The sequence below is a fragment of the Photobacterium aphoticum genome, assembly GCF_001029435.1.
Lineage (GTDB): Bacteria > Pseudomonadota > Gammaproteobacteria > Enterobacterales > Vibrionaceae > Photobacterium > Photobacterium aphoticum.
The window spans coordinates 67623-93068 of the sequence record NZ_LDOV01000020.1 but is presented as its reverse complement, the minus strand read 5'-3'; the positions used below and the strand labels follow the sequence as shown (position 1 = coordinate 93068).

Annotated in this window: 20 protein-coding genes and 2 tRNA genes; 19 read left to right on the top strand and 3 right to left on the bottom strand. The window is 50.9% G+C overall.

Going from position 1 to position 25446, the window contains the following annotated elements; genetic code table 11:
* Window positions 1-92 precede the first annotated feature (92 nt).
* From ribF to ABT58_RS11010, 9 genes are all read left to right on the top strand, one after another.
* A complete protein-coding gene (gene ribF, locus ABT58_RS11050) occupies window positions 93-1064 on the top strand; it encodes a bifunctional riboflavin kinase/FAD synthetase (RefSeq protein WP_047874463.1) in 972 nt (323 codons plus the stop codon).
* Window positions 1061-3892: an isoleucine--tRNA ligase gene (gene ileS, locus ABT58_RS11045; protein WP_047874462.1), complete on the top strand. Its 2832-nt coding sequence runs from the start codon at window positions 1061-1063 to the stop codon at window positions 3890-3892. The genes ribF and ileS overlap by 4 nt, the downstream gene beginning before the upstream one ends.
* Complete coding sequence (gene lspA, locus ABT58_RS11040; protein WP_047874461.1) at window positions 3892-4422, top strand: signal peptidase II; 531 nt, start codon at window positions 3892-3894, stop codon at window positions 4420-4422. The genes ileS and lspA overlap by 1 nt, the downstream gene beginning before the upstream one ends.
* 144 nt (window positions 4423-4566) lie before the next feature.
* Entirely contained in the window at window positions 4567-5010 is a 444-nt protein-coding gene (gene fkpB / locus ABT58_RS11035; RefSeq protein ID WP_047874460.1) for an FKBP-type peptidyl-prolyl cis-trans isomerase, read from the top strand.
* A gap of 3 nt (window positions 5011-5013) precedes the next feature.
* On the top strand, window positions 5014-5955 hold the full coding sequence (gene ispH, locus ABT58_RS11030; RefSeq protein WP_047874459.1) for a 4-hydroxy-3-methylbut-2-enyl diphosphate reductase: 942 nt from the start codon (window positions 5014-5016) through the stop codon (window positions 5953-5955).
* Window positions 5956-6106: 151 nt separating this feature from the next.
* Window positions 6107-6916, top strand: coding sequence for a 4-hydroxy-tetrahydrodipicolinate reductase (gene dapB, locus ABT58_RS11025; protein WP_047874533.1), 810 nt, complete (start codon window positions 6107-6109; stop codon window positions 6914-6916).
* Window positions 6917-7477: 561 nt separating this feature from the next.
* Window positions 7478-8617 (top strand): glutamine-hydrolyzing carbamoyl-phosphate synthase small subunit, encoded by a 1140-nt coding sequence (carA, locus tag ABT58_RS11020; RefSeq protein ID WP_047874532.1) that lies wholly within the window; start codon window positions 7478-7480, stop codon window positions 8615-8617.
* A 16-nt stretch (window positions 8618-8633) separates the two neighbouring features.
* Complete coding sequence (carB, locus tag ABT58_RS11015; RefSeq protein WP_047874458.1) at window positions 8634-11858, top strand: carbamoyl-phosphate synthase large subunit; 3225 nt, start codon at window positions 8634-8636, stop codon at window positions 11856-11858.
* A gap of 537 nt (window positions 11859-12395) precedes the next feature.
* Entirely contained in the window at window positions 12396-13274 is an 879-nt protein-coding gene (locus ABT58_RS11010; RefSeq protein ID WP_047874457.1) for a magnesium transporter, read from the top strand.
* Window positions 13275-13435: 161 nt separating this feature from the next.
* Here the strand turns inward: ABT58_RS11010 and dacB are convergent, their stop codons facing one another.
* Window positions 13436-14935, bottom strand: coding sequence for a serine-type D-Ala-D-Ala carboxypeptidase (dacB, locus tag ABT58_RS11005; protein WP_082211071.1), 1500 nt, complete (start codon window positions 14933-14935; stop codon window positions 13436-13438).
* 104 nt (window positions 14936-15039) lie between these two features.
* Entirely contained in the window at window positions 15040-16041 is a 1002-nt protein-coding gene (locus tag ABT58_RS11000; RefSeq protein WP_047874456.1) for a porin, read from the bottom strand.
* A gap of 510 nt (window positions 16042-16551) precedes the next feature.
* On the opposite strand from ABT58_RS11000, the gene greA reads away from it, so the two are divergent.
* Entirely contained in the window at window positions 16552-17025 is a 474-nt protein-coding gene (gene greA, locus ABT58_RS10995; protein WP_047874455.1) for a transcription elongation factor GreA, read from the top strand.
* 95 nt (window positions 17026-17120) lie between these two features.
* Here the strand turns inward: greA and yhbY are convergent, their stop codons facing one another.
* Window positions 17121-17417 (bottom strand): ribosome assembly RNA-binding protein YhbY, encoded by a 297-nt coding sequence (gene yhbY / locus ABT58_RS10990; RefSeq protein ID WP_047874454.1) that lies wholly within the window; start codon window positions 17415-17417, stop codon window positions 17121-17123.
* Between the two features lie 139 nt (window positions 17418-17556).
* Between yhbY and rlmE the strand changes: the two genes are divergently transcribed.
* From rlmE to nusA, 9 genes are all read left to right on the top strand, one after another.
* Window positions 17557-18186: a 23S rRNA (uridine(2552)-2'-O)-methyltransferase RlmE gene (gene rlmE, locus ABT58_RS10985; RefSeq protein WP_047874453.1), complete on the top strand. Its 630-nt coding sequence runs from the start codon at window positions 17557-17559 to the stop codon at window positions 18184-18186.
* A gap of 49 nt (window positions 18187-18235) precedes the next feature.
* Complete coding sequence (ftsH, locus tag ABT58_RS10980; RefSeq protein WP_047874452.1) at window positions 18236-20194, top strand: ATP-dependent zinc metalloprotease FtsH; 1959 nt, start codon at window positions 18236-18238, stop codon at window positions 20192-20194.
* A gap of 115 nt (window positions 20195-20309) precedes the next feature.
* Window positions 20310-21140, top strand: a complete 831-nt coding sequence (gene folP, locus ABT58_RS10975; RefSeq protein WP_047874451.1) for a dihydropteroate synthase — start codon at window positions 20310-20312, stop codon at window positions 21138-21140.
* A gap of 62 nt (window positions 21141-21202) precedes the next feature.
* Complete coding sequence (gene glmM, locus ABT58_RS10970) at window positions 21203-22540, top strand: phosphoglucosamine mutase (RefSeq protein WP_047874450.1); 1338 nt, start codon at window positions 21203-21205, stop codon at window positions 22538-22540.
* 189 nt (window positions 22541-22729) lie between these two features.
* A complete protein-coding gene (secG, locus tag ABT58_RS10965; RefSeq protein WP_047874449.1) occupies window positions 22730-23062 on the top strand; it encodes a preprotein translocase subunit SecG in 333 nt (110 codons plus the stop codon).
* A gap of 12 nt (window positions 23063-23074) precedes the next feature.
* Window positions 23075-23159: transfer RNA gene (locus ABT58_RS10960), tRNA-Leu, on the top strand.
* Window positions 23160-23221: 62 nt separating this feature from the next.
* Window positions 23222-23298, top strand: a tRNA-Met gene (locus tag ABT58_RS10955).
* A gap of 180 nt (window positions 23299-23478) precedes the next feature.
* A complete protein-coding gene (rimP, locus tag ABT58_RS10950; protein WP_047874448.1) occupies window positions 23479-23934 on the top strand; it encodes a ribosome maturation factor RimP in 456 nt (151 codons plus the stop codon).
* Window positions 23935-23956: 22 nt separating this feature from the next.
* Window positions 23957-25444 (top strand): transcription termination factor NusA, encoded by a 1488-nt coding sequence (gene nusA, locus ABT58_RS10945; RefSeq protein WP_047874447.1) that lies wholly within the window; start codon window positions 23957-23959, stop codon window positions 25442-25444.
* Window positions 25445-25446: the final 2 nt, after the last annotated feature.

Below are 25446 nucleotides of genomic sequence, written 5' to 3'. Positions count from 1 at the left end.
AAAGCCGCTGTGAGGTGATTCAGATTGGTATGATGGGTTGAGAGTAGTATATAATCCGTCAGTTTTTCACTCTGCGATAATGTACATGACGCATGGAATTGATCCGAGGAATACATAATATCCAACCTCAGCATCGCGGTTGCGTGCTGACCATTGGTAATTTTGATGGTGTTCACCTAGGCCACCAGGCGGTTTTACGTCAGGTGATGGCGAAGGCGGAAGCAATGGGCTGTCCGGCGACAGTCATGAGCTTTGAGCCCCAGCCTCAGGAGCTGTTCGCAGGTGATAACGCCCCCGCACGGTTAACCCGCTTTCGTGACAAATATTTGCAACTTAAGCAGATCGGACTCGATCGTTTTCTGTGTGTGAATTTTAATCACCATTTTGCTCGCCAAACGCCAGAAGATTTTGTTCGTCGCTTGTTGGTTGAGCAATTGGGTGTTAAGTTTCTGGTAGTTGGTGATGATTTCCGCTTCGGCCAAGGCCGCAAAGGGGATTTCGCCATGCTAGAAGCGGCCGGTAAACGCCACGGCTTTACGGTCGTCAGTACACAAAGTTTTTGTGTGTCACAGCAGCGTGTCAGCAGTACCGCTATCCGTCAGGCTTTAGCCAACGACGAATTGGCACTGGCTGAGTCCATGCTAGGGCGTCCATTTGCGATCAGTGGGCGCGTCTCTCATGGGCGGAAACTTGGGCGAACGATCGGCTTTCCGACCGCAAACGTTCCGCTCAAGCGCCGGGTTTCTCCGGTGTCCGGCGTCTATGCTGTTGACGTCTATGGCGTGGCTGCGACCCCTCTGCCGGGTGTCGCCAATGTTGGTCGTCGACCAACCGTCAACGGTGTCCGCCGCCAGTTGGAGGTACACCTGTTTGATTTCCAATCTGATCTTTACGGAGCGCAGATTGAAGTCGTGCTTCGCCATAAGTTGCGCGACGAAATAAAGTTTGAATCATTTAGTGCACTACAAGCACAAATCGAACGTGATGCCCAGTCAGCACGGGTGTGGCTGGCTGAGCGTAATAATGTCCAACTTCGCCCAAGTAACGGAATCGAGAATCAATGAGTGACTATAAAGATACCCTGAACCTGCCTGAAACAGGGTTTCCGATGCGAGGCAACCTAGCTCAGCGTGAGCCTGCAATGCTTAAGCGTTGGTACGATGAAGATCTTTACGGTGAAATTCGTAAAGCTAAGAAGGGTAAGAAATCCTTCGTACTACACGATGGCCCTCCATACGCCAACGGTGATATTCATATTGGTCACGCGCTAAACAAGATTCTTAAAGACATTATTATTAAGTCAAAGACTCTGTCAGGCTTTGATGCACCGTATGTACCAGGCTGGGACTGCCACGGTCTGCCAATCGAACTGATGGTAGAAAAGAAAGTGGGCAAACCAGGCCAGAAAGTGACGGCGGCTGAATTCCGCGAGAAATGCCGTGAATACGCTGCCGGTCAGGTAGAAGGTCAGAAAGAAAGCTTCATTCGCCTGGGTGTACTGGGTGAGTGGGACAAGCCATACCGCACTATGGACTTTGATACTGAAGCGAACATCATTCGTGCGCTGGGCAAAATTGCCGATCAAGGTCACCTACTAAAAGGCTTCAAGCCTGTTCACTGGTGTACAGATTGTGGTTCTGCACTGGCTGAAGCGGAAGTGGAATACAAAGACAAAGTATCTCCGTCTATCGACGTACGCTTTAAAACCGCTGACGAAGCGGCACTGCTGGCAAAATTTGCGCTAGCAGAAGGCCACGAAGGTCACGGTGACGTGTCTATCGTTATCTGGACGACTACACCTTGGACATTGCCTGCAAACCGTGCGGTATGTCTGCGTGACGATCTGGAATACGTACTGATCCAAGTTGAAGGCGATAAGCCTGAGCGTATCATCGTAGCGTCTGAGCTAGCGAAAGACGTGATGGACCGTGCCGGTATCGAGCACTTCCACAACCTAGGTTTTGCGAAAGGTGCCGATCTTGAACTGCAGCAGTTCCAGCATCCGTTCTACGACTTCACTGTACCTGCGATCCTTGGCGATCACGTAACGACTGATTCTGGTACGGGTGTGGTACACACAGCACCTGGCCACGGTCAGGAAGACTTCGCAGTAGGTCAAAAGTACAACCTAGAAGTGGCGAACCCAGTGGGTTCAAACGGTGTTTACCTGTCTGATACGCCATTGTTTGCGGGTCAGCACGTGTTCAAAGCGAACGACGCTGTGGTTGAAACGCTAAAAGAACATGGCGCATTGTTACACCACCACGCTTACGAGCACAGCTACCCACATTGCTGGCGTCACAAAACGCCAATCATCTTCCGTGCGACCCCACAGTGGTTCGTATCGATGGATCAGGCGGGTCTGCGCGCGAAAGCACTAGAAGAAATCAAAGGCGTACAGTGGATGCCTGAATGGGGTCAAAGCCGCATTGAGAGCATGGTTGAAGGCCGTCCAGAATGGTGTATCTCACGTCAGCGTACGTGGGGCGTGCCAATCGCACTGTTCGTTCATAAAGAAACACAAGAGCTGCACCCTAACTCACCAGAGCTGATTGAAAAAGTCGCGAAACTGGTTGAGCAAAAAGGCATTCAGGCATGGTGGGATCTAGACCCTGCTGAGCTAATGGGCGAAGCCGATGCAGCAAACTACGAGAAAGTGCTAGACACTCTAGACGTATGGTTCGACTCTGGTGTGACACACTTCTCTGTGGTCGACAGCCGTGAAGAGTTCAATGGCGCGAGCGCGGATCTGTACCTAGAAGGTTCTGACCAGCACCGTGGTTGGTTCCAGTCATCACTGATTTCATCGGTTGCGATGAAAGGTGTGGCACCGTACAAGCAAGTTCTGACTCACGGTTTCGTGGTAGACGGTCAAGGCCGTAAGATGTCGAAGTCTATCGGTAACGTTGTGGCACCAAAAGATGTGACCAACAAGCTGGGTGCTGACATCCTGCGTCTGTGGGTAGCATCAACGGACTCTACCGGTGAAGTGGCTGTTTCTGATCAGATCCTAAACCGCAGCGCCGATGCGTACCGTCGTATCCGTAACACTGCACGTTTCTTGCTGGCAAACCTAAACGGCTTCAACCCTGAAACCGATATCGTGCCAGTAGAAGAAATGGTGGCACTGGATCGCTGGGCCGTTGGCCAGGCGAAAGCGGCACAAGACGCGATCGTAGCAGCGTACGAAGACTACAACCTACACACAGTAACGCAGCGTTTGATGCAGTTCTGTTCTGTAGAAATGGGTTCTTTCTACCTGGACGTTATCAAAGACCGTCAGTACACCGCGAAACGTGGTGGCCACGCGCAGCGTAGCTGTCAGACAGCGCTATACTACATCGTAGAAGCACTGGTTCGTTGGATGGCACCTATCATGTCGTTCACTGCTGATGAAATCTGGCAGGAAATGCCGGGTCAGCGCGACAAGTTCGTGTTCACTGGCGAGTGGTATGAAGGTCTGTTCGGTCTGTCTGATGACGAAGCACTGAACAACGAATTCTGGGCTGAAATCCAGAAGGTGCGTGGCGGTGTGAACAAACTGCTAGAAGCGGCACGTAACGAGAAAGTGATCGGTGGTGCGCTACAGGCAGAAGTGACCCTATCTGCAACGCCTGCACTGGCTGAGAAGCTAAGCCTGCTAGAAGACGAACTGCGTTTCGTTCTGCTAACGTCTAAAGCTGACGTTGTTGCGGTAGACAGCCAGCCAGAAGGCGCGCAAGCGACTGAGGTTGAAGGTCTGTTTGTAACAGTGAAAGCCTCTGAAGCAGCGAAGTGTGACCGTTGTTGGCACCACGTGGCCGATGTTGGCACGATTGCAGGTCACGAAGAAGTGTGTGGCCGCTGCGTGAGCAACGTAGAAGGCGACGGCGAAGAGCGTAAGTTTGCCTAATGACCAAGTTATCGCCTGAAAACGGGATACCGGTGAAACAATCTGGAGTGCGCTGGCTGTGGCTGGCCGCTCTGGTGTTCATCGTTGATATCGCCAGTAAGTTTCTTGTCATGCACAACATGGATTACGGTTGGCCCAACCGTATTGAACTGTTGCCGTTCTTCAACTTGCTGTATGTGCACAACTACGGTGCGGCATTTAGCTTTTTGAGTGATGCGGGTGGCTGGCAGCGTTGGTTGTTTACGGCGATAGCCTTGGGTGTGTGTGGCATGTTGACGTACTGGATGCGTAAACTGCCAGCGTCACACAAACTGGCCAATGTCTCTTATGCGTTGATTATTGGTGGTGCATTGGGCAACTTGTTTGACCGTATGTATCACGGGTTTGTGGTGGACTTCCTGGACTTCTATGTCGGGGATTACCACTGGCCAGCGTTCAACATTGCCGACACGGCAATCTGTATTGGTGCTGCGCTGATCATTTTGGAAGGCTTCTTGTCTGACCGAAAAAAACAGACCGTGAACCACTGATCCTCATGGCGAGATAACCCTAAGCGCCGTCCGTTGATACGGGCGGCGCTTTGTTGTTAAATGGACGTAATAAAAATCTATTCCTGCGGTCTGGAGAGGCTGTGGAGATAGAGCGATGACAATTACTACGAGAAAGGACCCTACATGTCAGTGATTACAGAACGCAGTGAAGTACTTATGCATTTTGCCATTAAGCTGGCCGATGGGTCGGTGGCTGATTCCACACAAGCGATGGGGCGGCCGGCAAAATTTCGCATGGGCGATGGCAGTTTGACGCCAAACTTTGAAAAGTGTCTGCTGGGGCTGACAACCGGACAGAAAAGTCAGTTTGAACTGGCGCCGGAAGATGCCTTTGGTCTACCTAACCCAGACAACATCCACCACGTGGACAGGGCCAAGTTTGGTGCCGATGCGCCTGCCGAAGTCGGCAATATCATTGCGTTCGCCGGTCCCGATGGGCAAGACGTGCCGGGGATCATCACCGATGTCACGGGGGATTCGGTGACTGTCGATTTTAATCACCCTCTTGCAGGGCAGCGCGTAACGTTCGACGTAGAAGTTGTCGCGATTGAAAATGAAGAGCTGTAAGTCATGAAAATCTTACTCGCAAACCCGAGGGGTTTCTGCGCCGGTGTTGACCGTGCGATCAGTATTGTTGAGCGTGCACTGGAATTGTACCAGCCGCCGATTTACGTGCGTCACGAAGTGGTGCACAACCGTTTCGTGGTGGAAGGGTTGAAGCAACGCGGTGCGATCTTTGTCGAAGAGCTGCACGAAGTGCCGGATGACAACATCGTGATCTTCTCCGCTCACGGTGTCTCACAAGCGGTACGCAATGAAGCCAAAGCCCGTCAGTTGACTGTGTTTGATGCCACGTGTCCATTGGTGACCAAAGTGCATATGGAAGTGGCGCGCGCCAGCCGTCGCAATATGGAAGTGGTGCTGATTGGCCACGCTGGTCACCCGGAAGTGGAAGGCACCATGGGGCAGTATGCCAGCGAAACCGGTGGCATGTATCTGGTAGAGAAACCAGAAGATGTCGCGCGTATGGTGGTGAAAGATCCAAGTAACCTGCATTACGTCAGCCAAACCACCTTGTCGGTGGACGAAACTGCCGATGTGATTGACGCGCTGCGCAACACCTTCCCTGAAATCCAAGGCCCGCGTAAAGACGATATCTGCTACGCGACCCAAAACCGCCAAGATGCGGTACGTGAAATGGCAGAAACCGTGGACGTGATGATTGTGGTGGGCTCGAAGAACTCCTCCAATTCTAACCGTCTGCGTGAATTGGCAGAGAAGCTGGGCACACCGGGTTACCTGACGGATTGTCCGGAAGATGTGGATGCGCAGTGGTTTACGGCGAAAACCCGTATCGGTATCACCGCAGGGGCATCAGCACCGGAAGCACTGGTGAATCAGATCATTGAACGTATTCAGACCCTGACCGGCGCGTCGGTAGAAGAGCTGAGTGGGCGTGAAGAGAACATGTTCTTTGAGGTACCACGCGAGCTGCAGGTGAAAAACCTGTAAGTGGTTAGCATACCGCACGCTGCGAATGCATGACGTGGTGAAATATGTCTTATTGAAAGCCCTGGCCTTGCCAGGGCTTTTTTTATTGCCGTCAACAAGCTACATTGGGGGCAACGTGAACGAAACATTAACCGAAGGGAGAACTTACCCCATGGTAAGAATTGCGATTGCGGGTGCGGCAGGACGCATGGGCCGCCAGCTACTGAAAGCCACTCATTTGTCAGAGCACGCCACACTCGGTGCCGCGACGGAACGTCCGGAATCGACATTAGTGGGGGCGGACGCCGGTGAGTTGGCCGGGATCGGTGCTATCTCTGTAGCGATTGTGGATGACTTAGCCAAAGCGGTTGATGACTTTGATGTCCTGATTGATTTTACGGCGCCTGTCGCGACCTTGGCCAATATCGCGTTTTGTCAGCAGCACGGGAAGAAAATCGTGATTGGCACGACGGGTTTTACCGATGAAGAGCGCGCACAAATTGATGCTGCCGCCGACGTGATGCCGGTGGTGATGGCACCCAACTACAGCGTGGGTGTGAACCTGGTGTTCAAGCTGTTGGAAAAAGCCGCCAAGGTGATGGGGGATTACTGTGATATCGAGATCATCGAAGCCCACCATCGCCATAAAGTGGATGCGCCCTCTGGGACGGCGATCGGTATGGGTGAAGCCATTGCCGGCGCGATGGGTAACAAACTGAGCGATGTGGCCGTGTATGCCCGTGAAGGGATCACTGGTGAGCGTAGCCGTGATGAGATTGGTTTTGCCACTATCCGTGCTGGTGACATTGTCGGTGAGCACACCGCGATGTTTGCCGACATTGGTGAGCGTGTTGAAATTACCCATAAAGCGACCGACCGCATGACGTTTGCCAATGGTGCGGTGCGTGCGGCAGTATGGCTCAATGAGAAGCCAGCAGGTTTCTATACCATGCAAGACGTCTTAAGCCTGGATCAAATTTAACCACCTTACTGTGTGATATTCACACAGGCCCACTGCTTCTCTGATACCTCTGGTTACATAATTTGCCAGAGGTATCACTATTCCCCTCAAAAATACCCATGAATAAAAAATGAATATTCGGCCTGTGTCACAGGAGGGTTTTTCACGCTTAGCATATTTTGAAATTCACTAAAAAGATGGCTTCTTTTGAGTCTTTTTGCCTTCCTGTGTATCCTGTTGTTTGTTTTCACATGAAAACTTGGTGTTTTTTGATTTTATAAATCGATTTTTTTGTTTTTCATGGATGTGTGATTTGCGCAAACGATAAAATATCAAATGATGAAAAAAGCGGCAGTTTTCATGTGGGTTTTCTTTTCTTTTTCCCTTGTTGGTGCGGGTTTTGTTTTGAAGTGACTATAAATAAATTTATTTTTAGTGGTCTTGTTGACAGCGCAAACGGTCACCTCTAGAATACGCGCAATTTGTCAAAAATCCCCTTGATGTGACGCTTGACGTAGTATTGAATGGATGGTTGCAAGTTTATCTATTTCTGTTGCATTTTTATTATTTTTGGAGGTTGTCTTGAGCAAATCAGCGCTGTTAGTCCTGGAAGATGGAACAGTGTTCCACGGCGTGTCCATTGGGGCAGATGGTTCGGCCGTTGGTGAAGTTGTTTTTAATACCTCGATGACGGGGTATCAGGAAATTCTCACTGACCCTTCTTATTCTCAACAGATTGTGACACTAACTTATCCTCATATTGGCAACACCGGCACCAATGCCGAAGATGAAGAATCCTCCTCAATCCATGCGCAAGGCCTGGTGATTCGCGATCTTCCCCTCATCGCTTCTAATTTCCGTAATCAACAAACCCTTTCTGATTACCTCAAGTCCCAAAACATTGTCGGCATCGCTGATATTGATACCCGTAAACTGACTCGTCTATTGCGTGAAAAAGGTGCACAGAATGGCTGCATCATCGCAGGTAACAACCTGGATGAAGCCTGGGCACTGGCACAAGCGCAAGCATTCCCTGGTCTGAAAGGTATGGACTTGGCCAAAGAAGTGACCACGGCAGAGACCTACACGTGGAAACAAGGCTCTTGGACGCTGGAAGGTGGATTGCCAGAAGCGAAAGATGACAGCGAATTGCCATACCACGTTGTCGCGTATGACTTCGGTGCAAAGCGTAACATCCTGCGCATGCTGGTTGACCGTGGCTGTCGCCTGACTGTCGTACCGGCACAAACCTCAGCAGAAGAGGTACTGGCACTTAACCCGAACGGTGTGTTCCTGTCGAACGGCCCGGGTGACCCAGCGCCTTGTACTTACGCGATTGAAGCGACCAAAGTGTTCCTGGAAAAAGGTCTGCCAATTTTTGGTATCTGTCTGGGCCACCAGATCCTGGCACTGGCCAGTGGTGCACAAACGGTGAAGATGAAGTTCGGTCACCACGGTGCTAACCACCCGGTTAAAGATTTGGACCGCAATGTGGTGATGATCACCAGCCAAAACCACGGCTTTGCTGCGGATGAAGCAACCCTGCCTGACAACCTGCGCGCGACGCACAAGTCACTGTTTGATGGTTCCCTACAAGGTATTCACCGTACCGACAAGCCAGCATTCAGCTTCCAGGGCCACCCTGAGGCAAGCCCGGGTCCGCACGATGCGGCACCACTTTTTGACCACTTTATTGACCTGATCAAGCAGCACAGCGCCTAAGCCGGAGTAATTAGCAATGCCAAAACGTACTGACATTAAAAGTGTTCTTATCCTGGGTGCTGGCCCAATCGTTATCGGTCAGGCTTGTGAGTTTGACTATTCAGGGGCACAGGCGTGTAAAGCGCTACGCGAAGAAGGCTATCGCGTTATCCTGGTGAACTCGAACCCTGCGACTATCATGACTGACCCAGAGATGGCTGATGCGACATACATTGAGCCGATCCACTGGGAAGTGGTACGTAAGATCATCGAAAAAGAGCGTCCAGATGCGATTCTGCCAACCATGGGTGGTCAGACGGCACTGAACTGTGCACTGGATCTGGAAAAGCACGGCGTACTGGCTGAGTTCGGCGTGGAAATGATCGGTGCAACGGCAGATGCGATTGATAAAGCGGAAGACCGTTCTCGCTTTGATAAAGCGATGAAGTCAATTGGCCTGGCGTGTCCACGAGCTGATACCGCGAAAACCATGGAAGAAGCTTACAAAGTCCTCGATATGGTCGGCTTCCCATGTATCATCCGTCCATCGTTCACCATGGGTGGTACGGGCGGCGGTATCGCGTATAACAAAGAAGAATTTGAAGAGATCTGTCGTCGTGGTCTGGACTTGTCGCCAACCAACGAGCTGCTTATTGATGAATCCCTGATCGGCTGGAAAGAGTACGAGATGGAAGTGGTTCGTGATAAGAACGACAACTGTATCATCGTGTGTGCGATTGAAAACTTCGACCCAATGGGTATTCACACCGGTGACTCCATCACAGTAGCGCCAGCACAGACGCTGACTGACAAAGAATACCAGTTGATGCGTAATGCATCGCTGGCGGTACTACGCGAAATCGGCGTTGAAACCGGTGGTTCAAACGTGCAGTTCGGTATCAACCCGAAAGATGGCCGCATGGTGATCATCGAGATGAACCCACGTGTATCTCGTTCATCGGCATTGGCATCTAAAGCGACCGGTTTCCCTATCGCAAAAGTGGCAGCGAAACTGGCGGTGGGCTTCACCCTGGATGAGCTGATGAACGACATCACTGGCGGCGCGACCCCAGCCTCGTTCGAACCAACCATCGACTACGTCGTTACGAAGATCCCTCGCTTTAACTTCGAGAAATTTGCCGGTGCGAACGACCGTTTGACCACGCAGATGAAGTCAGTGGGTGAGGTGATGGCGATTGGTCGTAACCAACAAGAATCACTACAAAAAGCGCTACGTGGCCTGGAAGTAGGCGCGACCGGCTTTGACGAAATGGTGGATTTGGATGCGCCAGACGCACTGACCAAGATCCGTCATGAGCTGAAAGATGCCGGTGCTGAGCGTATTTGGTACATCGCGGATGCGTTCCGTGCGGGCATGTCGGTTGACGGCGTGTTCAAGCTAACCAACGTTGACCGCTGGTTCCTGGTACAAATCGAAGAGTTGGTGAAGCTTGAGAACGAAGTGAAAGAAGGCGGCTTTGCCGGCCTGAATGCAGACGTACTGCGCAAGCTGAAGCGTAAAGGCTTTGCCGATGCGCGTCTGGCGAAACTGCTGGGCATCGCTGAGTCTGAAATTCGCAAGCTGCGTGATCAGTACGACATCCACCCAGTGTACAAGCGCGTGGATACCTGTGCGGCTGAATTCTCGTCTGACACGGCGTACATGTACTCGTCTTACGACGAAGAGTGTGAAGCAAACCCAACCGACAAAGACAAGATCATGGTATTGGGCGGTGGCCCGAACCGTATCGGTCAGGGTATTGAGTTCGACTACTGCTGTGTACACGCGTCGCTAGCGTTGCGTGAAGACGGTTACGAAACCATCATGGTGAACTGTAACCCTGAAACCGTATCAACGGACTACGACACGTCAGACCGTCTGTACTTTGAACCGGTAACACTGGAAGATGTATTGTCTATCGTGCGCGTTGAGAAGCCAAAAGGCGTTATCGTACAGTACGGTGGTCAAACTCCACTGAAACTGGCGCGTGCGCTGGAAGCGGCAGGTGTGCCTATCATCGGTACCAGCCCTGATGCGATTGACCGTGCAGAAGACCGTGAGCGTTTCCAGGCTGCGGTTGAGCGTCTAGGTCTGCTACAGCCAGAAAACGCCACCGTTACCACCATGGAGCAAGCGGTTGAGAAATCTCGTGAAATCGGTTTCCCGCTGGTGGTTCGCCCGTCTTACGTACTGGGTGGCCGTGCAATGGAAATCGTGTACGACGAAGCTGACCTGCGCCGTTACTTCAACGAAGCCGTGAGCGTGTCGAACGAATCACCGGTTCTGTTGGATCGCTTCCTGGATGACGCGACAGAAGTCGATGTTGATGCGATTTGCGACGGCGAGCGCGTGGTAATTGGCGGTATCATGGAGCACATTGAGCAAGCAGGTGTTCACTCTGGTGACTCAGCGTGTTCGCTGCCAGCTTACACTCTAAGCCAGGATATTCAGGATGAAATGCGTCGTCAGGTTGAGAAACTGGCGTTTGAATTGGGCGTACGCGGCCTAATGAACACCCAGTTTGCGGTGAAAGACGGTGATGTTTACCTGATTGAAGTGAACCCGCGTGCTGCACGTACGGTACCGTTTGTGTCAAAAGCTACCGGTGCACCGCTGGCGAAAATCGCAGCACGTGTAATGGCAGGGCAGTCGCTGGAATCACAAGGTTTCACCAAAGAAATCATTCCACCGTACTACTCAGTGAAAGAAGTGGTACTGCCGTTCAACAAGTTCCCGGGTGTTGACCCATTGCTTGGCCCAGAAATGCGCTCAACCGGTGAGGTAATGGGTGTGGGCAATACGTTTGCAGAAGCGTTTGCGAAAGCGGAACTGGGTTGTGGCAAAGTGAAGCAGGCGAAAGGCCGTGCACTGCTGTCTGTACGTGGTAACGACAAGCAGCGTGTGGTTGACCTGGCATCGAAGCTGGTGAAACAAGGCTACGAGCTAGACGCGACACACGGCACCGCAGTGGTACTGGGCGAAGCGGGTATTAACCCACGCTTGGTGAACAAGGTACACGAAGGGCGTCCGCACATTCTTGACCGTATCAAGAACAACGAGTACTCCTACATCGTGAACACGGCTGAAGGCCGTCAGGCGATTGAAGACTCAAAAGTGCTACGCCGTGGTGCATTGGCGGAGAAGGTGAACTACACCACCACGCTAAACGCTGCCTTCGCTACCTGTATGGCATGGACGGCGGATGACCGCAACACCGTGACCTCAGTACAAGAGCTACACGCACGCATTAACAACGCGTAATTGAGGCATAACGGGTCATCCATCCCGTATGCTCAGTGAGATGAAATCCCTCGCCTGGCGGGGGATTTTTTTTGCCTGTCGCTCGATGGGCGATGACACAGCTTGTGACGTTTTTGTCGGGCTTTTTTTGTCCTGAGGGTGGCATGTTTGCCGAAAGGGCGTAGAATATTGGCCGTCGCATAAGCGACGTATTTTCTTTGGAGACATCATGAACGATACCGACCATCCCCCGAGTATGAAGCTGGAAAATCACACCTGCTAACGGCGTCGTCGGTCTCCAATAGTCCGAACCGCCCCACAGGTTCGGAACTGTTTGTTTTACTTATCTTTTGATACCCCTTCAAAACATCATTTCCTTGATTTTCTTGCCTTATTCTCAATAGCGAGTGTCCACTGACTGTGCGTGTCTGTGGCCGTGTCCTTGTGTGCCTGCGCGGTGATAAATGTTATTCCGTGATCAGCCATAAGGCTGTGCCTGTGGCGTACGAAAAAGGGTACTCCGGTGGTCGTTACTGTTAGCCAATCGGGAGATTCGCCATGGCGGTAATGCACTATGCAGCAGGTGCTGCAGCAGAAAAAACAGAACGTAATACACAACATAAAACGGCGTTTGCCCAGCGCGATATTTTGGCGGTGCGCAATGCGTTTTTGAAATACAGCTTGGATGAGCAGGCGGCGTTGTTGGTGAAAATGCCACTGGCCGAAGCCATTGCGATGTTGCACGAGATCCCACTGCGTCATGTGCAAAGTTTGCTCGACAGATTGGATGAGCGTGGGGAAGAGGTATGCATGCGCCATTTGGCAAACGCGCTGGGGTTGATTTGCTCCGAAGCGGAGCCGGCAGGTCACTACTTGCAAAACAGCGTGTTTAACCATGTGCGTGAGCGTATTGGCTGGATTGTGGGCCTGGCTTTGCTGGGGATTGTCTCTGGCTTGATCATCTCACATTACGAAGATACCTTGAGCCAATTGGTGTTGCTGGCGATCTACATGCCAGTGATCGCAGCGGCTGGGGGGAATACCGGTTCTCAAGCGGCGACATTGGTGGTTAGGGCGCTGGCGATGGAAGAGATCCATTGTCGGGACTGGGCACGGGTGGTGTGGAAAGAGTTCCGCGTTGCACTGGTGATTGCCGCAGTGTTGGCTACCGTAATTGTTGGTCGTGTGCTGGTGTTTAGTGACAGTACGCTGTTGCCCAATGGCATGTTGTTATCTGATGTGGCGTTAGCCATTGGGATCGCGATTGCCTTGCAGGTCGTGTTGTCCACGACAGTCGGCGGCGTGCTACCGATGATTGCCCGCGCATTGAAACTGGATCCGGCGGTCTTGGTGAGCCCGGTACTGGCCTCGGTAGTCGATATCACCGGGATGATCATCTACTTCACCACGGTGAATGCTGTATTGGGGTTGGCCTGAGGAAACGCTAAATCGCAATCAAAACTCAAATCTACATCCCAAAAGAAAACGGCGAGTGTGATAAGCACTCGCCGTTTTTGTTGTTCTATTTTTTGTTTGATGCCTGTGGCCATTAACGATGGCTAACAACGACAGTTAATAATCGCGGCTAATAACGACGGCTAATAACGACCGTAATACAAGTCTTCATACAGCGTGGTCTCAAACGCTTGGATCGGTGGTGTCACACGTGGCGCATCCGGATCAACCGGCTCAGGCAGGTAGTTGGTGACCATCTGTACCACAAGCAACGTTTTGCCCGATTGCGTTTTCACAAACCCCGCTAAGTTGTAAGTCCCGTACAGCGAGCCGCTCTTGGCCTCAATGCGACCCGCCAATGGCGGTTGACGCAGGCTCTGTCGGTAGCGCAGGGTGCCGGTTTTACCACTGGTGGGCAGCGTCTTCATCAGCCCGAGCGTGTTGTCATGCTGATAAATATACGCCAGCACCTGATGCATCTGCTGGGCGGTTAAGCGGTTATTACGGGATAAGCCCGAACCGTCGGCCAGTACGGCATTGCTCAAATCAATCTGTGCCTTGTCTTTCAAAATCGCTTTGATGGCTGCCGTGCCATTGCTGAAGTTCCCTGGTTGCTGGAAGTAGCGGCCACCCAGCGTTTTTGCCAGGTTATCGGCAATGAGGTTATCCGAGTCTTGCACCATGGTCGTCAGCAGCTCATCAAGCGTGGCTGAGCGATGGCGGGCAATCACCTTGCCGGTCGCGCTGTCATCTCGGCGGATCTTGCCGTTCAGGCGCATGCCCAAGCGTTTTAGCTCAAGCTGGAGGGTATCGGCGATGTAAGTCTCGGTATCTTGCACGGCAAAGTTAAGAGGCAGCGGGTTCTTACGCTGAGGTAAGCAACCACTTAGCAGGTAGTGGTTGTCGGGGGCGACGTTGAGCTGCAATTCACAAAAATCAGTGTCTTTGGGTTTTTCTGGCCCCACTTTGGCCGTGCTGGTGACCGTGACAGGCTGGTGGCTGGGAACATGTACCCGTGTTGGTTGCCCTTGAGCCCGGTTGCTGTACAGCGCGCCTTGTACACAGTTGTGCTCCAAGCTCAGGCTGCTGGCTGGGGCGCTGTAACACACGCCCAGAATATCCCACGGCAGACCTGTAGCATGTTCTTGACCGCTAAAGACTTGACCATTGAGCAGGATGTCACCCTTGATGGTGCGGATCCCTTTTTGTTTCGCTTGCTTGAGTAGCCCGGCCAGTTGTTGGCGCGAAAGGGTCGGATCGCCACTGAACTGGAACACCAGATCATCACCTTGCTGGGCAAGGGTGGTCTCAAAGCGAAAGTCAGACGGTAAATACAGCTTGGCGGCCAAGGCGGTCAGCATTTTTTGGGTGCTGGCGGGTGGCTGCAATTTCGTTGCGCGGTGCTGATACAGTGTTTTCCCGCTCGCCATGTCGATCACCAGTAGCGCACTGTCATTACCCGCAGGCAGTAAATGATAAGGCGGTGTCCAGCGCTTGGCATGGGCTGTATTCGATGTGCCGGCGTGTTTGGCGGATACCGCTTGCGTGGCTGCAGCGGGTTGGGAAGTCGGTTGGTTAGTCTCCGCCGCTGTGGCGGGTAGTGTGAGCGCGAGGCTCAAAGAAGCGAGCAGAATACGCAGCATGCGTCACCTTTCATTTGTACACCAAGGTGGGCCATCATAAAACAAAACGGCGCCACCCCGAAGGTCAGCGCCGTGAATTCGCTATGACATCAATCCCAAATGGATTAGAAGTCGTAACGTGCACCTAGTACGAATTCATCAGAACCCGCTGCTTTGCCAACGAAGTCGCTGTCTAGCAGGTTGAACTTGTAAGATGCGTAAGTACGGAAGTTCTTGTTGAAGTAGTAAGTTGCATCAAATGCTAGAGAGTCACGTAGATCTTTCGCTTTGCCTGATGCATCAGTGTCTTCTAGGTAGTTGTACGTAGAAGTGAACACTGTCTGGTTCCAAGAGTACGCTGCAGCCAATTCGTAGCCGCGAGAGTTATCGATGATTGCATCGTCAACGATAGTGTTTTCTGCGTCTTGGTACAGACCTGCTACGTAGAAGTCACCGAAGGTGTAAGAAATCGCACCGAAAGCCTGCTTAGCAGTCTTGTCTTGATGGCCTAGGCTTGTATGCTGACCGTCTTGTTCACCGTAACCCGCACCGAACGCTAGACCCATGTCCATTGCGTACATTGCCGCTGCAGAGTAACCGTCAGTGTTCTGACCGTCGTCAAATACGTAGTTCGCTTTAACAGTTAGGTTGTTGCCAGAAAGGTCGAATGAACCAACGTATGACAAGTTGTTGCTAGTACGGTCGCCCGCAGCAATCTTGTTACCTGCTTCGTTACCGTTGTAAGCCATGATATCGGTGAAGTCAGTTAGCATGCCTAGTGAGCCGTCTGCTTTACCGTAAACTACTTGGCCGTATTCGCCGCCTAGACCAGCGTATGCGTAACGAGTTTCGTCATCTGCGCTGTCTGCACTTTGGAATTCTTTTTCAAAGAAGCCGACACCGTATAGGTTATCAGAGATGTCTGTTTTACCTGCTACGTTAATACGTACGCGAGTTGCGTCAGTAACTTTGCCGTTGCCTTCATCATTGTCCGCTAGAACGCCACGCGCTTCAAAACGACCGCCAACTGCTAGGCTAGATGTTTCGTCAGAGTACACTTCTGCTGCGTTTGCTAGAGAAGAGATAGAAGCTGCTGCTACAGCTAGAGCAATCAGTTTTTTGTTCATTGTCGAATCCTTTTGGAAATTATGTCGTATGCATAACCGTGCTAAATGCATGGTGTTCTTTTTACTGTTTGTGCTGACGAAACTGTTAGTAAAAAAAACTGAAAAATACTTTAAAGGTATGAATGATGGCGGGTTTTATGTTTTATTTTTTAACAAATTCAGGTGGTTGCGTTTAATTTGAAAAGTTCACTGCAAAGTGTGCATTTAGGTGTTTTTAGACTTTTGTTGTCGCGCTTTTAGGCGCAAAAAAATGTATCAATCCATATAATTGTGATCACGGGCGCATAAAAAAAGTACAACTTCAGTTAGGGGTAGAGATGGCGGGAAAAAGCAGTGATTTTGTTTTATTCGCTTGGGTGCCTAGATCACGGAACAAGGGTGATCTCTTGGGCATCTTTGTTTAGAATGAAGTGTTCCCTTATTTAATCGATAGGTTCGGTCATGCTACCGGACTGGCTTTTTTTTTGCCTTTTATAGCGAGAGCTATACGGGCGTTGAGGTAAGAAATTTATGGAAAAGATTCCAATGACGGTACGCGGTGAGAAACTGCTACGCGAAGAACTGGAAATCCTGACTAAGCGTCGCCCGCTTATTTCGCAAGCCATTGGTGAAGCGCGTGAGCTGGGGGATCTAAAAGAAAACGCTGAATATCATGCGGCGCGTGAAGAGCAAGGCATTTGTGAAGCGCAGATCCGTGACATCGAATACAAGCTGTCTGTGGCACAGGTGATTGATGTGACCAAGATGCAGAACACAGGCAAAGTGATTTTCGGTACAACGGTTACCTTGATCGATGTCGATACAGAAGAAGAAGTGACGTATCAGATCGTGGGTGATGACGAAGCGGAAATTAAAGCGGGTCGTATTTCGGTGAACTCACCGATTGCACGTGGTCTTATCGGTAAGATGCAAGACGACGAAGTAACCATCGTGACACCGGGTGGCACACGCGAATTTGAAATCGCGGAAGTGGCTTACATCTAAGCCAGAAAGGCATGCCCGTTTGGGCATGTATCCATTCGTTCATGGCGTTCCGTGCCATGAAGGAACAGTAAAAAAGGCCGCGCTGGCGGCCTTTTTTATTTGCGCGGCAGCTCGATCTTACGATCTTCGCTCTGGCGGAATAGCACTAGGGTCTTACCGATAACCTGAACTTTTTCAGCTTTGGTTTCGCGGACAATGGCGTCAACGATCAAAACTTTGGTTTCGCGCTCTTCAGCAGCCACTTTAACCTTGATAAGCTCATGGTGGTCAAGCGCCAGCTCAATCTCGGCAAGTACGGCTTCTGTCAGGCCGTTGGCACCCATAAGAACGACTGGTTTTAGGTTGTGGGCAAGACCTTTAAGGTACTGCTTCTGCTTGGTGCTTAGATTCATGTTGACTCTATTATTAACATTAGGGTTGAAAACCGCGTATTCTAACGCCATATAGTCTAGAAGACTAATTTGTTTAGTATACGCCAATTGTGGTGTAGCTGAGTATACTTGATAAGTACCCAAACTCATTAGGTAAATCATGAGTAAAAAAAAGCATTCGGGCAGTTCTGGCCGTTGGTTGAAAGAACATTTTGACGACAAATATGTTTTAGAAGCGCAAAAAAAGGGCTACCGCTCTCGCGCAATTTTTAAAATTGAAGAAATTCAACAGAAAGACAAACTGCTGAAACCAGGGATGACGGTAGTCGACTTGGGGGCAGCACCAGGCGGCTGGTCACAGTATGCGGCAGACGTGGTGGGCGATGATGGACAAGTTATCGCGTGTGATATTCTTCCGATGGACTCCTTACCGGGCGTAAGCTTCTTGCAAGGGGACTTCCGTGAAGAAGCAGTGCTGGAGGCGTTATTAGATCGCATTCAGCCTGATATGGTGGATGTTGTGTTGTCAGATATGGCACCCAACATGAGTGGTAATCTAGCATCAGACCAACCTAGAGCAATGTATCTTGTTGAACTAGCATTAGATATGTGTCGACAAGTACTTGCACCGAATGGCAGCTTTGCGGTAAAAGTTTTCCAAGGTGAAGGCTTTGACCAATATCTGGCTGAAGTGCGTAGTATGTTTAAAGTGGTCAAAATTCGTAAGCCGGACTCGTCACGAGATCGCTCTCGTGAGGTTTATATTGTAGCTACAGGTTACAAACTGTAGTACCCTAAATTCATCTATTAGTTATCGCGAGGTTAACACCTTGAGTGACATGGCAAAAAACTTGATTCTGTGGTTGGTTATCGCTGTGGTTCTGATGTCTGTTTTTCAGAGCTTCGGGCCTGGTGACAATGCTGGCCGTCAAGTCGACTACACAACATTTGTCCGTGAAATCGGGAAGGGCGAGATAAAGGAAGTTCGATTCAATGATCGTGAGATTACTGTCACCAAAAGTAATAACACGCGATACGTCACTTATCTGCCAGTCTATAACGATCAAAAGCTGTTAGACGACCTTATTAACGCTGATGTAAAAGTGATGGGTACGCCTCCTGAGGAACAAAGCCTACTCGCTTCTATATTTATCTCTTGGTTCCCGATGCTGCTTCTCATCGGTGTCTGGATTTTCTTTATGCGCCAAATGCAGGGCGGCGGTGGCAAAGGTGCCATGTCGTTTGGTAAATCCAAGGCCCGCATGATGAGCGAAGATCAGATCAAAACAACCTTTGCGGACGTGGCGGGCTGTGATGAAGCAAAAGAGGACGTGAAAGAGCTGGTAGACTACCTGCGCGATCCAAGCCGTTTCCAGAAACTGGGCGGTAAGATCCCAACGGGTGTCTTGATGGTCGGTCCTCCGGGTACAGGTAAAACCTTGCTGGCCAAAGCGATTGCTGGTGAAGCAAAAGTACCGTTCTTTACGATTTCTGGTTCTGACTTCGTTGAAATGTTCGTGGGTGTGGGTGCGTCCCGTGTTCGTGACATGTTCGAACAAGCGAAGAAAGCCGCGCCATGTATCATCTTTATCGATGAAATCGATGCCGTCGGTCGTCAGCGTGGTGCTGGTGTCGGTGGTGGTCACGATGAGCGTGAGCAAACCCTGAACCAGATGCTGGTTGAGATGGATGGTTTTGAAGGTAACGAAGGCATCATCGTGATTGCCGCGACCAACCGTCCTGACGTACTTGACCCTGCACTATTGCGTCCTGGCCGTTTCGACCGTCAGGTAGTGGTAGGTTTGCCGGATGTACGTGGCCGTGAACAAATCCTGAAAGTGCACATGCGTAAAGTGCCACTGGACGGTGATGTGAAACCTGAACTGATTGCACGTGGTACTCCGGGCTTCTCGGGTGCCGATCTGGCTAACCTTGTGAACGAAGCGGCGCTATTTGCTGCGCGTGGTAACAAGCGTACCGTGTCGATGGTGGAGTTTGAACTCGCTAAAGACAAGATCATGATGGGTGCAGAGCGTAAGTCGATGGTGATGTCTGAAGATCAGAAAGAATCCACCGCTTACCACGAAGCTGGTCACGCGATTATCGGTCGCCTGGTACCTGATCACGATCCGGTTTACAAAGTGTCTATCATTCCACGTGGCCGTGCGCTGGGTGTGACCATGTACTTGCCTGAGCAAGATCGTGTGAGTCACTCACGTGAGTTCTTGGAGTCAATGATCTCTAGCCTGTACGGCGGTCGTTTGGCTGAAGAGCTGATTTACGGTGTGGACAAGGTATCAACCGGTGCGTCTAACGATATCGAACGTGCAACAGACATTGCGCGTAAGATGGTGACGCAGTGGGGCTTCTCTGAGAAGCTGGGTCCATTGCTGTACGCAGAAGACGAAGGTGAAGTATTCCTGGGTCGTAGCGTAACGCAAAGCAAGCACATGTCTGACGACACAGCCAAGCTGATCGACGACGAAGTGCGCGCTATCATCGACCGCAACTACGAGCGTGCGCGTGAAATCCTTGAGCAAAACATGGATATCATGCATGCAATGAAAGATGCGTTGATGAAGTACGAAACCATTGATGCCGGCCAGATCGACGATCTGATGGAGCGCAAGACTGAAATCCGCGCACCAAAAGGCTGGGGTGATGAAGGCGATACGCTAAAAGCAGCGGCGGTTGACGTAACCAAGTCAGAGCCAAAAGCGGAAGCGGAAACCACAGACGCACAAGCGCCTGAAGCGACATCACTTCGCAACAACGAAGACGATAAGCCACAAGCTTAATCGCATTCACGCTATACCAAACCCCGGCCTAGGTCGGGGTTTTTTATTGACCCTGTTTTCTGGCCCGCGCGTTGTGTCGGCCATTTAGCCGGGCAGATTTAGGGAGACACCGCCTGTGATATTGACCAGTAAAGCCAAAACCCTCGATTTAAGCCGTCCTCATACCATGGGGATCCTCAACTTCACCCCCGATTCCTTTTCTGATGGCGGTCAGTTTAATCAGCTGGACAACGCTTTGCGTCATGCAGAACGCATGGTCTTGGCCGGTACCAGCATTTTGGATATCGGCGGAGAGTCTACCCGTCCGGGCGCGGCAGAAGTCAGCGAGAGTGAAGAGCTTGCGCGCGTGCTCCCAGTGATTGAAGCCATTCGTCAGCGATTTGATTGCTGGATTTCCATTGATACCAGCAAAGCCGCTGTGATGACAGAAGCGGTCAAGGCCGGTGCGGATCTGATCAATGATGTGCGTGCACTGCAAGAGCCGGGCGCGCTAGAGGCGGCAGCAGCAGCGGGTGTGCCGATTTGCTTGATGCATATGCAGGGGCAACCACGTACAATGCAAGCTCAGCCGACTTACCACGACGTGATTGCGGACGTGGGTGAGTTTTTGGCGGAGCGAGTGGCCGCGTGTGAAGCGGTCGGGATCCCTCGATCTCAGTTATTGCTGGATCCGGGTTACGGATTTGGTAAAACCCTCGAACACAATTATCAATTGCTTGCGCATTTGGACGATTTTCATCGTTTCGGTCTACCCTTGTTGGTGGGGATGTCCCGTAAATCGATGATCTTTAAATTATTAGATAAAAAACCGGCGGAGTGTCTTGCAGGGAGCTTGGCGTGTGCCGCGATTGCCGCAATGAAAGGGGCGCAGATCATTCGCGTTCATGATGCGGTTGAAACGGTCGATGTGCTTAAAGTGTGTGAAATGACCTTATCACAACGTTAATCGAGCCATGCAGGCAGTAAGACGAAGACGCGCGGGTTAATAAAATTTGCTAGGAGCGAATCATGACAGAACGTAAGTTCTTTGGTACGGATGGCGTACGTGGTTTAGTCGGTCAGGCACCGATCACGCCGGACTTTGTTTTGAAGCTAGGTTGGGCGGCAGGCCGTGTTTTGGCCAAACAAGGTACACGTAAGGTCATCATTGGTAAAGATACGCGTATTTCTGGTTACATGCTGGAATCTGCATTGGAAGCGGGCCTCGCGGCAGCAGGCTTGCAAGCGGCGTTCACAGGCCCAATGCCAACCCCTGCGGTGGCTTACCTGACGCGCACTTTCCGTGCAGAAGCCGGTATCGTGATTTCTGCATCGCACAACCCGTACTACGACAATGGCATCAAATTCTTCTCCTCAGAAGGCACCAAGCTGCCGGATGAAGTGGAAATGGCCATTGAAGAAGAGATGGAAAAGCCGCTGACGTGTGTGGAATCTGCCCTGTTGGGTAAAGCGTACCGTATTAACGATGCGGCGGGCCGTTACATCGAGTTCTGTAAAGGCACTTTCCCAACCAAATACGATTTGGCGGGCTACAAAATTGTGGTGGACTGTGCGCACGGTGCCACGTACCACATTGCCCCTAACGTCTTTAAAGAGTTGGGTGCGGAAGTGATCACTATCGGTTGTGAGCCAAACGGCACCAACATCAACGATAAAGTGGGCGCGACAGATGTGGCGGCACTGCAAGCCAAAGTTGTGGAAGAAAAAGCGGACTTTGGTGTGGCGCTGGATGGTGACGGCGACCGTCTTATCATGGTGGACGAAGAAGGCAACAAGATTGATGGTGATCAGATTGCCTACATCATTGCCCGTGATGCCCTGCGCCGTGGTGAGCTAAAAGGCGGCGTGGTTGGTACACTGATGACCAACCTAGGTATGGAAAATGCCCTGAAAAACCTGGGTATTCCGTTCGTTCGCGCGAAAGTGGGTGACCGCTACGTGATGGAAGAGCTACAAAACCACGGTTGGCTTATTGGTGCAGAAAACTCTGGCCACGTGATTTTGCTCGATAAAGTGACCACCGGTGACGGCATTGTTGCTGCATTGCAGGTGATGGCATCGATTGTTGGTAGTAAGATGTCACTGAAAGAGCTGGCCGATGGCATGACCATGTACCCACAAGTACTGGAAAATGTTCGTTTCGCTGGTGAGAGCAACCCGCTTGAATCTGAGGCAGTTTTGGCGGCACAAGCAGCCGTAGAAGCTAAACTGGGAGAGAAGGGACGTGTGTTGCTTCGCAAGTCTGGCACAGAACCGTTGATCCGCGTGATGGTGGAAGGGGAAGATGCTGATTTGGTACAAGCGTCTGCATTGCAGATTGCTCAGGCAGTGAAAGATAACTGCTGATAATCCTAAACTTAGTGCTGGTTTTGTCTAAAAGTTCGACAAGTAATTCATGGCGTAGACTTTTTCATGAAATTTTACTTGTCACTGTAAAGCGGTTTCGTTAGTATTCATCCCGCTCCTGAGGGAAGGGGTGCGCTGGCACTGCTTTGTTGGCAAAGCCGGCACAACAATTTAACCATAGGTGGAAACATGTACGAAATTCTACTTGTGATTTATCTGTTGGCTGCGCTTGGTGTAATTGGCCTAGTACTGGTTCAACAAGGTAAAGGCGCAGATATGGGAGCTTCATTCGGCGCAGGCGCATCAGGTACACTGTTTGGCGCAAGCGGCTCCGGTAACTTTTTAACCCGAATGACCGCAATTCTTGCAACAATTTTCTTCATTATCAGTCTTGTACTGGGCAACATGAGTGCCAAGCAAGCAAATGAAACCAGCGGTTGGGAAAACCTAGGTGCCCCAGCAACTGAGCAAGTAATTGAAAAAACTGAGACTGCACCCGTTAACAGTGACATTCCTCAGTAACTTCAGATTTTAGCCGAGATGGTGAAATTGGTAGACACGCTAGCATGAGGTGCTAGTGCCGTAAGGTGTAGGGGTTCAAGTCCCCTTCTCGGCACCATTATTCCGTTACTCACTTGAAAGAGTAACCTCTGAGCGATATAATCATCGCCAGATTACGGACGCGGGGTGGAGCAGCTTGGTAGCTCGTCGGGCTCATAACCCGAAGGTCGTTGGTTCAAATCCAGCCCCCGCAACCACTTTCCGAAAAAACAACTATTCTTAATGAAGCTTGTTTTTTCTACCACAGCGTCACTGCTTTGGTATTCAGGGTCCAGTGATATTAAACCCCGTAATTCGGGGTTTTTTATTATCTGAAATATGACCATTCAGATATCTCCTGGGCTTTATAGCCCTTTTTTTGTTTCCGGGGGGTTGTCTTGACAGCTTTAGAGATGCAATTAACCGAACTGCTTGAAGCGCCAGTAACGGCAACAGGCTATGAGTTAGTCGGTTTGGAATTTATCCGTGCCGGTGAGCACTCCACACTGCGTGTTTTTATCGATCACGAAAACGGTATTACCGTTGAAGATTGTGCTGAAGTGAGCCGCCAGATCAGTGCAGTAATGGACGTTGAAGATCCAATTACTGTTGCTTACCACCTGGAGGTTTCCTCCCCTGGTCTAGAAAGGCCGCTATTTAAAGCCGCACATTACCAACAGTTTATTGGCCACGAGGTCAGCCTGGTGTTGAAAATGGCGATGGGCAACCGTCGTAAGTGGAAAGGTGACATCGTGACCGTTGACGGTGAGCTTGTCACATTAAACGTTGATGGCAATGAAGAAACATTTGCACTGAGCAATATTTCCAAGGCCAACCTGGTTCCAAAGTTCTAACCGCTAAATTGGGGCATTAGAAATGAACAAAGAAATCTTGGCTGTCGTTGAAGCGGTATCCAACGAAAAAGCTGTTCCTCGTGAGCGTATCTTCGAAGCACTAGAGATCGCGCTGGCAACAGCAACAAAGAAAAAACACGAAGCAGAAATTGATGTACGCGTTCAAATCGACCGTAAAACAGGCGAATTTGAAACCTTCCGTCGCTGGAAAGCGGTAGAAGAGGTGACTCAACCTACGCTAGAAATGACCATTGAAGCGGCGCAGTACGACGATGAAACTATCGAACTAGGTGGTTTTGTTGAAGAAGAAATCCAATCTGTAACGTTTGACCGTATTACCACGCAGACGGCGAAGCAAGTGATCGTACAGAAAGTACGTGAAGCTGAGCGCGCACAGATCGTTGAGCAGTTCATCGACAACGAAGGTGAGCTAATCACCGGTGTGGTTAAGAAAGTGAACCGTGATGCTGTGATCATCGACCTGGGTAGCAACGCAGAAGCGGTTATCCTACGTGACGATCAGCTACCTCGTGAAAACTTCCGTCCAGGTGACCGTGTTCGTGGTTTGCTGTATGCTGTACGCCCAGAAGCGCGTGGTTTCCAGCTATTCATGACCCGCTCTAAGCCAGACATGCTGTCTGAACTGTTCCGCATCGAAGTGCCAGAAATCGGCGAAGAGATGATCGAACTGATGGGCGCGGCGCGTGATCCAGGTTCTCGTGCGAAAATCGCAGTGAAAACCAACGACAAGCGTATTGACCCAGTGGGTGCATGTGTGGGTATGCGCGGTGCGCGTGTTCAGGCTGTATCTGGTGAGCTAGGCGGCGAGCGTATCGATATCGTACTTTGGGACGAAAACCCAGCACAGTACGTGATCAACGCAATGGCTCCGGCTGAAGTGAGCTCTATCATCGTTGATGAAGACAACCACACTATGGACATTGCTGTAGAGAAGGACAACCTTGCTCAAGCAATCGGCCGTAGCGGTCAGAACATTCGTCTAGCCTCTCAGCTAACTGGCTGGGAACTGAACGTAATGACTGTAGAAGATCTACAGAAGAAGCATGCTGAAGAAGCGCAAGAGTCAATCGAAGCGTTCACTAAGCACCTAGACATCGATGAAGACTTCGCAACGGTACTGGTTGAAGAAGGTTTCACTACGCTAGAAGAAATTGCTTACGTACCTGTTGCTGAGCTAATGGCGGTTGACGGTCTGGATGAAGACACTGTAAACGCTCTACGTGACCGTGCAAAAGAAGCGCTAACCACGCTTGCCCTTGCACAAGAAGAGCAGTTCGAAGGTCTAGAGCCTGCAGAAGATCTGCTAGGTCTTGAAGGTCTAGAACGTGAACTTGCGTTCAAACTGGCTGCGAAAGGCGTATGCACACTGGAAGATCTTGCTGATCAGGGTACCGATGATCTGACTGACATCGAAGGCCTAGATGAAGCAAAAGCGGGCGAGCTAATCATGGCTGCTCGTAACATCTGCTGGTTCAGTGACGAAGCTTAAAA

What these genes read in the sequence shown, in the direction of transcription:
- ftsH (WP_047874452.1), top strand. Translation starts at nt 18,236, where the DNA reads ATGGCAAAAAACTTGATTCTGTGGTTGGTTATCGCTGTGGTTCTGATG.
- ribF (WP_047874463.1), top strand. Translation starts at nt 93, where the DNA reads ATGGAATTGATCCGAGGAATACATAATATCCAACCTCAGCATCGCGGT.
- ABT58_RS11000 (WP_047874456.1), bottom strand. Translation starts at nt 16,041, where the DNA reads ATGAACAAAAAACTGATTGCTCTAGCTGTAGCAGCAGCTTCTATCTCT.
- rlmE (WP_047874453.1), top strand. Translation starts at nt 17,557, where the DNA reads ATGAGTAAAAAAAAGCATTCGGGCAGTTCTGGCCGTTGGTTGAAAGAA.
- ileS (WP_047874462.1), top strand. Translation starts at nt 1,061, where the DNA reads ATGAGTGACTATAAAGATACCCTGAACCTGCCTGAAACAGGGTTTCCG.
- dacB (WP_082211071.1), bottom strand. Translation starts at nt 14,935, where the DNA reads ATGCTGCGTATTCTGCTCGCTTCTTTGAGCCTCGCGCTCACACTACCC.
- ABT58_RS11010 (WP_047874457.1), top strand. Translation starts at nt 12,396, where the DNA reads ATGGCGGTAATGCACTATGCAGCAGGTGCTGCAGCAGAAAAAACAGAA.
- nusA (WP_047874447.1), top strand. Translation starts at nt 23,957, where the DNA reads ATGAACAAAGAAATCTTGGCTGTCGTTGAAGCGGTATCCAACGAAAAA.
- greA (WP_047874455.1), top strand. Translation starts at nt 16,552, where the DNA reads ATGGAAAAGATTCCAATGACGGTACGCGGTGAGAAACTGCTACGCGAA.
- lspA (WP_047874461.1), top strand. Translation starts at nt 3,892, where the DNA reads ATGACCAAGTTATCGCCTGAAAACGGGATACCGGTGAAACAATCTGGA.
- yhbY (WP_047874454.1), bottom strand. Translation starts at nt 17,417, where the DNA reads ATGAATCTAAGCACCAAGCAGAAGCAGTACCTTAAAGGTCTTGCCCAC.
- dapB (WP_047874533.1), top strand. Translation starts at nt 6,107, where the DNA reads ATGGTAAGAATTGCGATTGCGGGTGCGGCAGGACGCATGGGCCGCCAG.
- carB (WP_047874458.1), top strand. Translation starts at nt 8,634, where the DNA reads ATGCCAAAACGTACTGACATTAAAAGTGTTCTTATCCTGGGTGCTGGC.
- secG (WP_047874449.1), top strand. Translation starts at nt 22,730, where the DNA reads ATGTACGAAATTCTACTTGTGATTTATCTGTTGGCTGCGCTTGGTGTA.
- fkpB (WP_047874460.1), top strand. Translation starts at nt 4,567, where the DNA reads ATGTCAGTGATTACAGAACGCAGTGAAGTACTTATGCATTTTGCCATT.
- ispH (WP_047874459.1), top strand. Translation starts at nt 5,014, where the DNA reads ATGAAAATCTTACTCGCAAACCCGAGGGGTTTCTGCGCCGGTGTTGAC.
- glmM (WP_047874450.1), top strand. Translation starts at nt 21,203, where the DNA reads ATGACAGAACGTAAGTTCTTTGGTACGGATGGCGTACGTGGTTTAGTC.